This is a genomic window from Streptomyces sp. NPDC048636, from assembly GCF_040650655.1.
Lineage (GTDB): Bacteria > Actinomycetota > Actinomycetes > Streptomycetales > Streptomycetaceae > Streptomyces.
On sequence record NZ_JBEZHR010000002.1, the window covers coordinates 866,010 to 879,725 of the forward strand.

Genomic DNA, 13,716 nt, shown 5'->3' on the forward strand with positions numbered 1-13,716 from the left:
AGAAATGGGTACCGGGTGCGGGATTCGAACCCGCAAGCCCTCTCGGGCAGAGGTGTTTGAGACCTCCGTGTATACCGTTCCACCAACCCGGCAAGGTGTTTGGAGCGCGCGCACAGCTTACCGTGTGCGAGACGATCTCGTCCCACAGGTAGGCTCGGGGTGCAGCACCTGCCATGAACGAGGAGCCCCGTGAGCGCCACCGAGCCCGTCGACGAGCAGTCGCATATCCCGCCACAGACCACCCGCGTCGTCATCGCCGAGGACGAGGCACTGATCCGCCTCGACCTCAAGGAGATGCTCGAGGAGGAGGGGTACTCCGTCGTCGGCGAGGCGGGCGATGGCGAGAGGGCCGTCGCGCTCGCTCAGGAGCACCGGCCCGACCTTGTGATCCTCGATGTGAAGATGCCCGTGCTGGACGGGATCTCCGCCGCCGAGCGGATCGCGGGTGAGCGGATCGCGCCCGTGCTGATGCTCACCGCCTTCTCACAGCGCGAGCTGGTGGAGCGGGCGCGGGACGCCGGGGCGATGGCGTATCTGGTGAAGCCGTTCAGCAAGAGCGATGTGGTGCCCGCCATCGAGATGGCGGTCTCCCGCTTCACCGAGCTGAGGACGCTGGAGCAGGAAGTCGCCGATCTCTCCCAGCGGCTGGAGACCCGCAAGCTGGTGGACCGGGCCAAGAGCATCCTTCAGACCCAGTACGGGCTGACCGAGCCCGCCGCGTTCCGCTGGATCCAGAAGACCTCGATGGACCGACGGCTGTCGATGCAGCAGGTGGCCGAGGCCGTCATCGAGGACGCCGAGGAGAAGAAGGCCAAGGAGCAGTAGGCGCGGGCAAGAAGAGAGACAGAGAGGAGAGGCCCGCACCGGGAATCGGTGCGGGCCTCTCCTCTGTCCCGGCGCTCTCAGTCCTCGCCGAGGTATGCCTTCCGCACCGACTCGTCATGCAGCAGCGACTCCCCGGAGCCCGACAGCACGATCTTGCCGATCTCCATCACATGGCCCTGATCGGCCAGTGACAGTGCGGCCTGGGCGTTCTGCTCCACCAGCAGGATGGTGGTGCCCTGTGCCTTCAGTTCGGCGATCGTCTGCATGATCTTCTGCATCATGATCGGCGAGAGCCCCATCGAGGGTTCGTCGAGCATCAGCAGCTTGGGGCGGGACATCAGCGCCCGGCCCATGGCGAGCATCTGCTGCTCACCGCCGGAGAGGGTGCCCGCCGCCTGGGCGCGGCGTTCACCGAGGATGGGGAACAGGTCGTACGCCTTCTGGATATCGGCGGCGATCCCGTCGGTGTCCTTCCGGAGAAACGCTCCGAGCTGGAGGTTCTCGGCGATCGTCAGCCGCGGGAAGATATGCCGTCCCTCGGGGGAGTGGGCAAGGCCCAGCGCGACGATCTTGTGAGCGGGGATGCCCTTGAGCGGCTTGCCGTCGAAGCGGATGGAGCCGCCGAGGGGTTCCAGAAGGCCGGACAGGGTGCGCAGAGTGGTCGTCTTACCGGCGCCGTTGGTGCCGATCAGGGTGACGACCTGGCCGGCCTCGACGCTGAACGAGATGCCCTTGACGGCTTCGATCTTGCCGTAGGCCACCCGCAGGTCTTCGACCTCGAGCAGTGCGGTCACTGTTCGTCCTCCGTACGTGCTGTGGTGCTCTCCGCGTCCCCGGCGGTGCCCGTCGACTTCGTCGGGCCCGCCCCGCCGGTGCGCCCGGTGGCTCCGGCCTCCGCGGCCTCGACCTCGGCGGCCTCCTCCTCGCCCGGGTCGCCCTCGAAGGGGGTACCGAGGTAGGCGGCGACCACGCGTTCGTCGCTCTGGACGACGTCCGAGGTGCCCTCGACCAGCTTCTGACCCTGGACGAGCACGGCCACCCGGTCGCACAGGTTGAAGATGAAGCGCATGTCGTGCTCGATGACGAGTACGGCGGTGCCCTGGTCCCGGATGGCGAAGACCAGTTCCTCGGTGGCCCGGGTCTCCTGCGGGTTCATCCCCGCGGTGGGCTCGTCGAGGAGGAGCAGCCCGGGGTCGCTGGCGAGCGCCCGGGCGATCTCCAGCTTGCGCTGTTCACCGTAGGGGAGGTTGCGGGAGAGGTGGTCGGCCTTGTCGGCGAGGCCGGTGAACTCCAGGAGCTCCATGGCCCGCGCCCTGGACGCGGCCTCGGCGCGCTTGAAGCCGGGGCCGCGCAGGAGTGCGGACCACAGCCCCTCCCTGGTGCGGGTGTGGCGGCCGACGAGGACGTTCTCCAGCACCGTCATATTGGCGAAGAGCCGGATGTTCTGGAAGGTGCGGGCGACCCCGGCCTGGGTGACCAGATGGGGCTTGGGCGGCAGTACGTTCCCCTGGTAGGACACGGTGCCTTCGGTGGGCACGTACAGACCGGTGAGGCAGTTGAAGAAGGTGGTCTTGCCCGCGCCGTTGGGACCGATGAGTCCGACGATCTCGCCCGGGTGGACGGCGAGGTCGACCGAGCGTACGGCCGTGAGTCCGCCGAAGCGCATGGTGACGCCGGTGGCGGTGAGCACGGGAGCGGTGGTGGTGATGGTCGTCATCTCGGTCACGCCTCCGCCTTGGTGACACCGACGGTGCTGTTCTGGAGCGCCGTGCCGTCGGGCACGTCGAGCTGGCCCGTCTCGTGGTACTCGAGCTGCTGCCGCCGGTTGGGGATGATTCCTTCGGGGCGGAAGCGCATCAGCAGGATCAGCGCGAGGCCGAAGGCGAGAAGCTGGTAGTCCTGGAGGAATTCCAGCTTCTTGGGGATCAGGAAGAGCAGCGTGGCGCCCAGCAGCGGACCGCCGATGGTGCCCATACCGCCGAGGATGACGGCGGCGAGCAGGAACGTGGAGTTCGGCGGTACGGGACCGGCGAAGACGTACTGCTCGGGGACGACGGTGGTCTGGAAGTGGGCCCAGACGGTGCCCGCGACACCGGCGAGGGTGGCGCCCAGCGCGAAGGCGATCAGCTTGACCCGGAAGCCGTTGATGCCCATCGCGGTGGCGGCGGTCTCGTCCTCACGGATGGCCACCCAGGCGCGCCCGATACGGGAGTTGCCCGCCCGGCTGAAGACCAGCACCACGAGGATCGTGACGAGCAGCATCAGCAGGTAGTAGTTGCCGTTGGAGTCGAGGGTGAGCCCCCCGATGCTGTGCTCATCGTCGAAGTTGAAGCCGAAGACCTCCAGCGGCGGGATGTTGGGGACGCCGTTGGGGCCGTTGGTGACCGAGGGGCCCGAGGTGCCGTCGAGGTTGAGCACGGTGATGCGGAAGATCTCTCCGAAGCCCAGGGTGACGATGGCGAGGTAGTCGCCGCGCAGCCGCAGGGTCGGGGCGCCGATGATGACGCCGAAGATCAGGGAGACCACGGCTCCGGCGATCACCGCGGCCCAGAACGGGAGGTGGACGTCGATGGTGGAGGCGGTGGCTCCGGAGACCAGGGCCGCGGTGTAGGCGCCGACGCCGAGGAAGGCGACGTAACCGAGGTCGAGAAGCCCGGCGAGGCCGACGACGATGTTCAGGCCGAGGGCGACGGTCGCGAAGATCGCGATGTTGACGCCGAGCTCGGTGTAGCTGGCCTTCTCCTGGAAGAAGGGGAAGGCGACCGCCGTGACCAGTGCCGCGATCAGGGTGGTGGAGCGGTGGGTGGTGGTGAGCGCGCTGATCCGGGTGATGAGACCCGACTTCGTCAGGGCGAGGGCACCGAAGATCACCGCGATGAGATAGCCGAGGAACGGCTCGGGGTGGTCGGCGTCGGTCTGGATGCCGTAGTTGAGGACGTACAGACCGATGGCGAAGGCGCCCGCGATGATCAGGATCTCGGCCCAGGAGGGCAGCTCCTTGGGGCGGCGGATCGGCCGGGCGTCCCCCGGCAGCAGGAAGCTGGTGGCGACCGGGACCGCGGTGGCCAGGCCGGCCACCCAGGCGCCGGGCTCCAGGTTGACCAGGCCGTCGAGGTCGACGGCGATGGCGATGACCGTGAACCAGGTGACGGCGAAGGTGCCCAGGGCCGCCGCGCGCAGGGCCGCGGTGGAACCGGCAGGGGTGAGCCAGCGCAGCCCCCGGATGTCCAGGGCGGCGAGCGCGAAGACGGTGGTGGCCAGGGCCAGCACCAGGGTGAGGAGCTGGAGTCCGCCGGGATAGCCGTAGACGGTGAGGTCCCCGGGGAAGTCGGCCGTCCAGGTCCAGGCGAGGAAGGTGGAGACGACCCCGGCGAGTCCGCCGGCGGCGGTGAGCGCGCGCAGCAGGGTGGTGCGGGGGGCGGCGCCGGTGTTCGGGGCGGTGTTCTTGGTGGTGTCGGTGCTCATGGTCACTCCCTCACGCCCGGTCCGCTACGCGTTCGCCGAGCAGACCCTGTGGCCTGACCAGCAGGACGAGGATGAGCAGGGCGAACGCCCAGACGTCCTTCCAGGCACCGCCGCCCAGCTGGTCCATCCCGGGGATGTCCTGGATGTACTTGATCGCCAGCGCTTCGGCGATGCCGAGGACGACGCCGCCGAGCATGGCGCCGTAGATATTGCCGATACCGCCGAGGACGGCGGCGGTGAACGCCTTGAGACCGGCGATGAAGCCCATCTCAAAGTTGATCTGGCCGTACTTGAGCCCGTGGGCGAGGGCGGCGACGGCGGCGAACGCACCGCCGATGGCGAAGGCCATCACGATGATGCGGTCGGTGTTGATGCCCATCAGCTTGGCGGTGTCGGGGTCCTGGGCGGTGGCCTGCATGGCGCGGCCGGCCCGGCTCTTGGACACGAACAGGCCCAGGGCGAGCATGCACATCGGGGCGGCTATCAGCAGGAACGCGTCACCCCGCTGGATATGCAGATTGCTGAAGATCTCAAAGGACGTGCCCTCGAACTGCGGGAAGCTGCGGGGCTTCTTGGCGTCCGGGTAGAAGGCCCAGACGGCCTGCTGCAACGCGATCGACAGACCGATCGCCGTGATGAGTGGAGCGAGCCGTGGTCCGCCACGCAGGGGTCGGTAGGCGAACCGTTCGGCCGCCGTGGCGATACCGACCGACGCGACCACTCCGCCGACGAGCATCAGCGGCAGTGCGAGGGAGAGCGCGGTGCCACTGGGCAGCCAGATGTAGATGGTGAGGGCGCCGAAGCCCCCGATCATGAAGATCTCGCCGTGGGCGAAGTTGATGAGCTGGACGATGCCGTAGACCATGGTGTACCCGATGGCGATCAAGCCATAGAGAGCACCCAGGGTCAGGCCGTTGACCAGCGTTTGCGGCAGTTCGTGCACCGCAGGGCCTCCGATGAGCGTGTCGGATTATGACGCCGCGCGAGGGCGCTGGTGTGCGCCCTCGCGCGGTTTCGTTGGGTGAAGTGCGGGGCAGTCGCCGGTCAGTCCTTGAAGGTGGCGCTCTTCACGGACTTCCAGGCGCCCTTCTTGACCTCGTAGACGGTGAGCTGCTTGTTGGTGGTGTCGCCGTACTTGTCGAAGGAGACCTTGCCGGTGACGCCGTCGAACGAGACCTTGCCGAGCGCTTCGGTGACCTTGGCGCGGGAGTCGTCCGGGAGCTCGCCGTCGTTGTCGTTCACGACCTGCTTGACCGCCTGGATGATCGACCAGGCCGCGTCGTAGGAGTAGCCGCCGTAGGCCGCGAACGGGTCCTTGTACCCCTGGGCCTGGTAGTTCTTCATGAACGTCTTGGCGGAGTCCAGCTGCTCGACCGGGTAGCCGACGGAGGTGGCGAGGTCACCGTCGTTGCTGGTGCCCGACGCCTTGATGAAGGCGGGGTCGTAGATGCCGTCGCCGCCCATGATCGGGACGTCCGCACCGGCCTGCTTGACCTGGTCGGAGAGGAGACCGCCCTCGGGGTACTGGCCGCCGAAGTAGACCGAGTCGGCCTTGGCGGACTTGACCTTGCTGGAGATCCCGGAGAAGTCGGTCTCCTTGACGGTCAGGTGGTCGGTGCCGACGACCTGGCCGCCCAGCCGCTTGAACTCGGCGGCGAAGATCTTGGCCAGGCCGTTGCCGTAGGCCTGCTTGTCGTCGACGACGAAGACCTTCCGCTTCTTGGCGTCGTTGTAGTAGTACTGCGCGGCGAAGCGACCCTGGATGATGTCGGTGGTCGCGGTGCGGAAGTAGGTCTGGAACGGGCGCTCCTTCTTGCCGGAGGCCCAGTTGTCACCCTGGCTCAGCGCCGGGTTGGTGTTGGCCGGGGAGACCTGCGCGAGATCGGCCTTGTTGAAGACACCCTGCATGGACTGGGCGACGCCCGAGTTCAGCGGGCCGACCATGCCGAGGATCTCCTCGTCGTCGACCATCGAGGTGGCGTTCTGCTTGCCGGAGGACGGCACGGCCTGGTCGTCGAAGGACTTGACCTTGAAGGTCACGCCCTCCACCTCGTTGTTCTTGTTGGCGATCTTCGTCGCGAGGTCGACGGAGTTCTTGATGCCCTGGCCGAGGGCGGACAGCGAACCCGTCAGCGGGGCATCGACTCCGATGACCACAGTGGTCTTCTGGTCCTTGTCCCCGCTTGAGTCTTTGCCGTCGCGCGACCCGCAGGCGGTGAGGGTGAGGGCTCCCGCAGTGATCGCGGTCGTCATGATGAGCAAGGAACGGTGTCGCACGAGGAATCCTTTCTTGGCCGGCCCCCCTTTTCCCGGGGTGCCGTGTCCTCGCCGAATAGACCTGTTGTAGCCGTGCAGGTGCGGCGTACACCCGACGGGGTCGTGACTGGCTGTGACTCTAAGCGTGGGGCGTCGCGGGTGGCAGAGGTGCAGGCCATGATGTGACTGTCTTGTTATGACGCGCGTCACCCAGGGACGTCCGTGTAGCGGAACAGAACGAACGAATCGGGCAAAACCGGATTAATTATTTGGTCCGGATGCTGAGAAGTTGCAGTTCCGCTAAGGAGTGTGGGGAACTCGCGAGCGATGTGCGGAGCAGTGTGCACGCAGTGCGGTGGAAAGATCGTTTGCGTAGGCGTCGCCGAGCAGAAAAGTCTGGTCCTGCATTGCGCGAATGTTACGGAGCGTGATGTCGAGCGGAGGCAGTTCGACGCTGCGCGGAAGCCCCGAACAATGCCGCACCGAGATGCGCACGGTGAGCTCACGACTGGCCCCGGGTGGCACCGAGATGGGAGTGCGAGGGCTGGTGGTGAGGGTCAACGAGGGATACGGCTGGGCGATGTTCTCCACGGTCAGAGCGGTGTCCCGGACCGCGGCGACCCGTATCCGGAATGCGAAGACACCGTCGTCTGCCGCACTCCCCAGGGCAGTTGCGCCCGCGTAGCTCACCTCGACCGCCTGGGCGGGCCAGGGGGGTGGCGGGGGTGCGGGCGGAGCGTGTCGGTCCAGCAGGAGATAGCAGCCCGTCGCGATGACGGCGACGACACCGGTGACGGCGAGGGTGGTCAGGCGCGTACGCCGGGGCAGCGCCGCCCAACGCCCATGGACGCCGGGGGAGTCGGGGTCACCGGCGCGGCCGGAGAGGGTTTCGGGGGTTTCGGCGGATTCGGCGAAGGGCGCGGCGCGGGGGAGCGCGGGGCGCGGCTCATCGCCGGGGGCGGCCGGTTCGACCGGCCCGATGGCGCTCATGCCGGAGGCCGCCGGTGCGCGGCGGGGCGGCTGACGCGGTGGAGAGCGCGGTGGACGGGCGCATGGCGCCGCGCCGCCTGATGTCTGATCAACTCCTGTGCCGCACGGTCCGTGTGCACCCGGGTCGATGCCCTCATGGAGAAACGTTAGACCGCGCCCGGGGGAGAGGCAACGGCCGTGCACCAGGGGAGCCGGAGACCGTGCGGGGGCGGGCCGGTGGCGCGGCGGGGGAGAGCCGGGGCGAGGGGGCGCCGCACCACCGTCAGGGCGTCACTGGGCGGCGCGCTCCTTCGCCTCCCGCATCTCGGCGACCGTCCGGGCCCGGCCGGCCTCGTCGATCTCGCGCAGCAGACAGGTCAGCCGGGCGGTGCACACCCGGCGGCCCTGCTCATCGCTGATCACGATCTCGTAGGTGGCGGTGGAGCGGCCCTGGTGGGCGGGGGTGGCGACACCGGTGACCAGACCGGAGCGGACCCCGCGGTGATGGGTGCAGTTGAGGTCCACCCCGACCGCGATCCGTCCGCTGCCCCCGTGCAGCATCGAGCCGATCGAGCCGAGGGTCTCGGCCAGTACCGCGGAGGCGCCGCCGTGCAGCAGCCCGTACGGCTGGGTGTTGCCCTCCACCGGCAGGGTGCCCACCACGCGCTCGGCGGAGGCCTCCTGGATCTTCACCCCCATACGAGCGCCGAGGTGGCCGGCGGAGAACAGCGCGGGAAGGTCGACGCCGAGCGCCGCGTATTCGTCGATGACCTCTTGCGGGAACTTCACGCTGGACTGCTCGCCCATGGACCGGCTCCGATCGTGTGCTGTCTCGTAGCCACCTTTCTTATCAGGTGGCTGAGCAAACGCTTAGGCCGGGGCGCTCGGCTCCAGGCGGATCACCACCGACTTGCTGGCCGGGGTGTTGCTGGTGTCGGCGGTGGAGTCCAGCGGCACCAGGACGTTGGTCTCCGGGTAATAGGAGGCGGCGCAGCCGCGCGTGGTCGGGTAGTGGACCACGCGGAAGCCGGTGGCGCGCCGCTCGCTGCCGTCGGTCCACTCGCTGACCAGATCGGTGTACGAGCCGTCGGCGAGCCCCAGCTCCCCGGCGTCCTCGGGGTGGATCAGCACCACCCGGCGACCGTTCTTGATCCCCCGGTAGCGGTCGTCCAGGCCGTAGATCGTGGTGTTGTACTGGTCGTGGGAGCGAAGCGTCTGGAGCAGCAGACGGCCCTCGGGCACCTTTGGATACTCCACCGGGGCGGCGGTGAAGTTGGCCTTGCCGGTGGCGGTGGGGAAGGTGCGGCTGTCGCGCGGGCCGTGCGGCAGGGCGAAGCCGGCGGGGTCGCTCACCCTGGCGTTGAAGTCCTCGAAACCGGGGATCACGGCGGCGATCCGGTCCCGGATCGAGGCGTAGTCCTTCTCGAACTCCTCCCAGGGGGTGCGGCTGCCGGGGCCCAGCACCCGGCGGGCCAGCCGGGCGACGATCGCGGGCTCGGAGAGCAGCTGGGGACTGGCGGGCTCCAGGCGGCCGCGCGAGGCGTGCACCATGCCCATGGAGTCCTCGACGGTGACGAACTGCGGACCACCGGCCTGGAGGTCGCGGTCGGTGCGGCCGAGGGTGGGCAGGATCAGCGCCCGGGCGCCGGTGACCACGTGCGAGCGGTTGAGCTTGGTGGAGACGTGGACGGTCAGCCGGGCGCCGCGCATGGCGTCCTCGGTGACCTCGGTGTCGGGTGACGCCGCCACGAAGTTGCCGCCCATGGCGAAGAAGACCTTGGCCTGGCCGTCGCGCAGCGCCCGGATGGCGCGGACCACGTCGAAGCCGTGCTCGCGGGGCGGTGCGAAGCCGAACTCGCGCTCCAGGGCGTCCAGGAAGGCCGGGGCGGGCCGCTCGAAGATGCCCATGGTGCGGTCGCCCTGCACATTGCTGTGGCCGCGCACCGGGCACACCCCGGCGCCGGGACGGCCCACATTCCCGCGCAACAGCAGGAAGTTGACCACTTCCCGGATGGTGGGCACCGAGTGCTTGTGCTGGGTGAGCCCCATCGCCCAGCAGACGATGGTGCGCCGGGAGGCGAGGACCATGCGCAGCGCGCGGTCGATCTCGGCGCGGTCCAGACCGGTGGCGCGCAGCGTCTCGTCCCAGTCGGCGTCGCGGGCCGTGGCGGCGAACTCCTCGAAGCCATGGGTGTGCTCGCGGACGAACGCCTCGTCGACCGCGCCGTCGGTCTCCAGGATCAGCCGGTTGAGCAGGCGGAAGAGGGCCTGGTCGCCGCCGAGCCTGATCTGGAGGAAGAGGTCGGTGAGCGCGACACCGGTGGTGAGACCGCGCGGGGTCTGCGGGTTCTTGAACCGCTCGAGCCCCGCTTCGGGCAGCGGATTGATGGAAATGATCTTCGCGCCGCTGTTCTTGGCCTTCTCCAGGGCGGCGAGCATCCGGGGATGGTTGGTGCCCGGGTTCTGCCCGGCGACGATGATCAGGTCGGCCGTGTGGAGGTCCTCCAGCAGCACGCTGCCCTTGCCGACGCCCAGGGTCTCGGTGAGCGCCGAGCCCGAGGACTCGTGGCACATATTGGAGCAGTCCGGCAGGTTGTTGGTGCCGAACTCGCGGGCGAAGAGCTGGTAGAGGAAGGCCGCCTCGTTGCTGGTGCGGCCGGAGGTGTAGAAGACGGCCTCGTCGGGGGAGGACAGCGCGCCCAGCTCCTCGGCGATGATCCCGAACGCGCGGTCCCAGGAGACCGGCTCGTAGGAGGTGCCGCCCTCGGGCAGATACATGGGGTGGGTGAGCCGCCCCTGCTGACCGAGCCAGTAACCGCTGCGGGTGGCGAGGTCGGCCACCGGGTGGGCGGCGAAGAACTCGGGGGTGACCCGGCGCAGTGTGGCCTCTTCGGCGACGGCCTTCGCGCCGTTCTCACAGAACTCCACCGTGTGCCGCTTCTCGGGCTCCGGCCAGGCGCAACCCGGACAGTCGAAGCCGTCTTTCTGGTTGACCCGGAGGAGGGTGAGCGCGGCGCGGCGCACGCCCATCTGCTGGTGGGCGATGCGCAGGGAGTGGCCGACGGCGGGCAGGCCCACGGCGGAGTGCTTCGGAGGCGTGACCTCCGGCGCGTCCTGGACCGGGTCGCCCGTGGGCGGCTTGGCTGCCATGTCACTCCCCTTTGAGCTCGGCGGTGTGTGTCCTGTGCAGGGATCTGCTGTGACCGATCCTGTCATGGGGCACCGACATCCGGCACCGGGCGGTTTCCCCTGATCCTCACCCGGGTGTCCGCCGGTCCGGTACCCGGGGCGGGAAGCATTGTCGGTGGGGCGTGGCAGGATCGGGGACGTGGCAGAGAAAGCATCGAAGAAGACCGCAGCGCCCGCGTCCGACCGCACGGGGGAGGACCGTCCCCGCCTGCTCCTGCTGGACGGGCATTCCATGGCATACCGGGCATTCTTCGCGCTGCCGGCGGAGAACTTCAATACGACCACCGGCCAGACCACCAACGCGATCTACGGCTTCATCTCGATGCTGGCGAATACGCTCCGTGATGAGCGGCCCACGCACCTGGCGGTGGCGTTCGACGTCTCGCGCAAGACCTGGCGCTCCGCGCAGTTCACCGAGTACAAGGCGAACCGCTCCAAGACCCCGGACGAGTTCAAGGGTCAGGTCGAGCTGATCGGCGAGCTCCTCGACGCCATGAGCGTCACCCGCTTCGCGATCGACGGCTTCGAGGCCGACGATGTGATCGCCACCCTTGCCACCCAGGCCGAGGCGGAGGGGTTCGAGGTGCTGATCGTCACCGGCGACCGCGACTCCTTCCAGCTGGTCAGCGACCATGTCACGGTCCTCTACCCGACCAAGGGCGTTTCGGAGCTGACCCGTTTCACCCCCGAGAAGGTCCAGGAGAAGTACGGCCTCACCCCCGCCCAGTACCCGGACTTCGCGGCGCTGCGCGGCGACCCCTCGGACAATCTCCCCGGGATCCCGGGCGTCGGTGAGAAGACCGCCGCGAAGTGGATCAACCAGTTCGGCTCGTTCCAGGAGTTGGTGGACCGGGTCGACGAGGTCAAGGGCAAGGTCGGCGACAAGCTCCGCGACCACCTGGAGTCCGTCAAGCTCAACCGGCAGCTCACCGAGCTGGTGCGGGATGTGGAGCTGGGCACCGGACCGGACGGTCTCCGGCGCGCCCCGTACAACAGGGAAGCGCTCGCGGTGATCCTGGACGCCCTGGAGTTCCGCCATCAGAACTTCCGGGACCGCGTCATGGCCGCCGACCCGGGCGCCACCGAGGAGGAGCCGGTGGCCGCGGGCCCCGGTGTCGAGGTCGACGGCGTCACGCTGGACGCGGGCGGGCTCGCCCCCTGGCTGGAGCAGCACGGCGGTGCGGCCCTGGGCCTGGCCACCGTCGACACCTGGGCGCTGGGCAGCGGCAGTGTCAGCGAGATCGCGCTGGCCACCGCCGGGGGCCCGGCCGTCTGCTTCGACCCCGCGGGGCTGGACGAGGCCGATGAGCGGGCGTTCGCCGAATGGCTCGCCGACACCGGCCGCCCCAAGGTGATGCATAACGCCAAGGGGCTGATGCGGGTCTTCGCCGAGCACGGCTGGTCCATCGCGGGCGTGCGCATGGACACCGCCCTGGCCGCGTATCTGGTCAAGCCCGGCCGCCGCTCCTTCGAGCTGGACGCACTGTCGGTGGAGTATCTGGGCCGTGAGCTCTCCCCGGCCTCCGCCGCGGACAGCGGACAGCTCGCCTTCGGCACCGACGACGAGGCCGAGCAGGACGCCCTGATGATCAAGGCGCGGACCATCCTCGACCTCGGCGAGGCGTTCGGCGAGCGGCTGGAGGCCGTCGGCGCCGCCGGGCTGCTGCACGATGTGGAGCTGCCCACCTCGGAGTTGCTGGCCCGGATGGAGCGCGCGGGCATCGCCGCCGACCGCGCCTGGCTGGACCGCATGGAGCAGCAGTTCGCCGCCGCCGTGCAGCAGGCCGTGCAGGAGGCCCATGCCGCCGTGGGCCATGAGTTCAACCTCGGCTCGCCCAAGCAGCTCCAGGAAGTGCTCTTCAACGAGCTGGGTCTGCCCAAGACCAAGAAGACCAAGACCGGTTACACCACCGACGCCGACGCGCTCGCCTGGCTGGCCGGGCAGACCGACCACGAGCTCCCGGTGATCATGCTGCGCCACCGTGAGCAGGCCCGGCTGCGCTCCACCGTCGAAGGGCTGATCAAGACCATCGCGCCCGGCGGCAGGATCCACACCAGCTTCAACCAGACGGTGGCCGCCACCGGGCGGCTGTCCTCCACCGACCCCAACCTCCAGAACATTCCGGTGCGCACCGACGAGGGCCGGGCCATCCGGCGCGGCTTCGTGGTCGGCGAGGGCTTCGAGGCCCTGATGACGGCCGACTACAGCCAGATCGAGCTGCGCGTCATGGCTCATCTCTCCGAGGACGAGGGCCTGATCGAGGCGTTCACCTCCGGTGAGGACCTGCACACCACGGTCGCCTCCCAGGTCTTCGGCGTCGCCAAGTCCGCGGTGGACCCGGAGATGCGCCGCAAGATCAAGGCGATGTCCTACGGTCTGGCGTACGGCCTGTCGGCGTTCGGCCTCTCCCAGCAGCTGGGCATCACCCCGGACGAGGCGCGCAAGCTGATGGAGAACTTCTTCCAGCGGTTCGGCGGGGTGCGCGACTATCTCCAGCGGGTCGTGGAGGAGGCGCGGGCCACCGGCTACACCGAGACCATGCTCGGCCGCCGCCGCTATCTGCCCGACCTCACCAGCGACAACCGCCAGCGCCGCGAGATGGCCGAGCGGATGGCGCTCAACGCCCCGATCCAGGGCACCGCCGCCGATATCGTGAAGATCGCGATGCTCAAGGTGGACGCGGCGTTGACGAAGGAAGAACTCTCCTCGCGGATGTTGTTGCAGGTCCACGATGAAATCGTGCTCGAGGTGGCGCCCGGTGAGCGGGAGCGGGTCGAGGAGTTGGTGCGCCGTGAGATGGCGGGCGCCTTCCAGCTCCGCGCCCCGCTGGATGTGTCGGTCGGTTCCGGTGCGGACTGGGAGTCGGCCGCTCACTGAGGCAACCCTTACCGGGGAAGTGCGGAGAAGCCCTGGAGCGAGGTGTGCATCGCTGGATGCGGGCCATAAGTTGCCGTAGTGTCGCGAGGGTTGACGCGCGGGGGGAGCGCATCGTGTTCGACGGGAGGGACACA

General features: G+C 68.8%; 10 protein-coding genes and 1 tRNA gene. 2 read left to right on the forward strand and 9 right to left on the reverse strand.

What is annotated here, in order from left to right; all coding sequences use genetic code 11:
* Positions 1-9: 9 nt before the first annotated feature.
* Positions 10-92: transfer RNA gene (locus AB0C66_RS09715), tRNA-Leu, on the reverse strand.
* A 97-nt stretch (positions 93-189) separates the two neighbouring features.
* Here AB0C66_RS09715 and AB0C66_RS09720 point away from each other — a divergent pair.
* Complete coding sequence (locus AB0C66_RS09720) at positions 190-825, forward strand: response regulator (protein ID WP_362435110.1); 636 nt, start codon at positions 190-192, stop codon at positions 823-825.
* A 77-nt stretch (positions 826-902) separates the two neighbouring features.
* Here AB0C66_RS09720 and AB0C66_RS09725 read toward each other — a convergent pair whose 3' ends face one another.
* From AB0C66_RS09725 to AB0C66_RS09760, 8 genes are all read right to left on the reverse strand, one after another.
* Complete coding sequence (locus AB0C66_RS09725) at positions 903-1,619, reverse strand: ABC transporter ATP-binding protein (RefSeq protein ID WP_254742931.1); 717 nt, start codon at positions 1,617-1,619, stop codon at positions 903-905.
* On the reverse strand, positions 1,616-2,542 hold the full coding sequence (locus tag AB0C66_RS09730; protein WP_362435633.1) for an ABC transporter ATP-binding protein: 927 nt from the start codon (positions 2,540-2,542) through the stop codon (positions 1,616-1,618). The genes AB0C66_RS09725 and AB0C66_RS09730 overlap by 4 nt, the downstream gene beginning before the upstream one ends.
* Before the next feature lie 5 nt (positions 2,543-2,547).
* Entirely contained in the window at positions 2,548-4,290 is a 1,743-nt protein-coding gene (locus tag AB0C66_RS09735; RefSeq protein ID WP_362435112.1) for a branched-chain amino acid ABC transporter permease, read from the reverse strand.
* A 10-nt stretch (positions 4,291-4,300) separates the two neighbouring features.
* Positions 4,301-5,233: a branched-chain amino acid ABC transporter permease gene (locus tag AB0C66_RS09740; RefSeq protein ID WP_362435114.1), complete on the reverse strand. Its 933-nt coding sequence runs from the start codon at positions 5,231-5,233 to the stop codon at positions 4,301-4,303.
* Positions 5,234-5,334: 101 nt separating this feature from the next.
* Positions 5,335-6,567, reverse strand: a complete 1,233-nt coding sequence (locus AB0C66_RS09745) for a branched-chain amino acid ABC transporter substrate-binding protein (protein WP_362435116.1) — start codon at positions 6,565-6,567, stop codon at positions 5,335-5,337.
* A gap of 279 nt (positions 6,568-6,846) precedes the next feature.
* Positions 6,847-7,536 (reverse strand): hypothetical protein, encoded by a 690-nt coding sequence (locus AB0C66_RS09750; protein WP_362435118.1) that lies wholly within the window; start codon positions 7,534-7,536, stop codon positions 6,847-6,849.
* A 270-nt stretch (positions 7,537-7,806) separates the two neighbouring features.
* Positions 7,807-8,322 (reverse strand): hotdog fold thioesterase, encoded by a 516-nt coding sequence (locus tag AB0C66_RS09755; protein WP_362435120.1) that lies wholly within the window; start codon positions 8,320-8,322, stop codon positions 7,807-7,809.
* A 63-nt stretch (positions 8,323-8,385) separates the two neighbouring features.
* On the reverse strand, positions 8,386-10,665 hold the full coding sequence (locus AB0C66_RS09760; protein WP_362435123.1) for an FdhF/YdeP family oxidoreductase: 2,280 nt from the start codon (positions 10,663-10,665) through the stop codon (positions 8,386-8,388).
* Positions 10,666-10,843: 178 nt separating this feature from the next.
* Here AB0C66_RS09760 and polA point away from each other — a divergent pair, with 178 nt between their 5' ends.
* Positions 10,844-13,582 (forward strand): DNA polymerase I, encoded by a 2,739-nt coding sequence (polA, locus tag AB0C66_RS09765; protein ID WP_362435125.1) that lies wholly within the window; start codon positions 10,844-10,846, stop codon positions 13,580-13,582.
* Positions 13,583-13,716 lie beyond the last annotated feature (134 nt).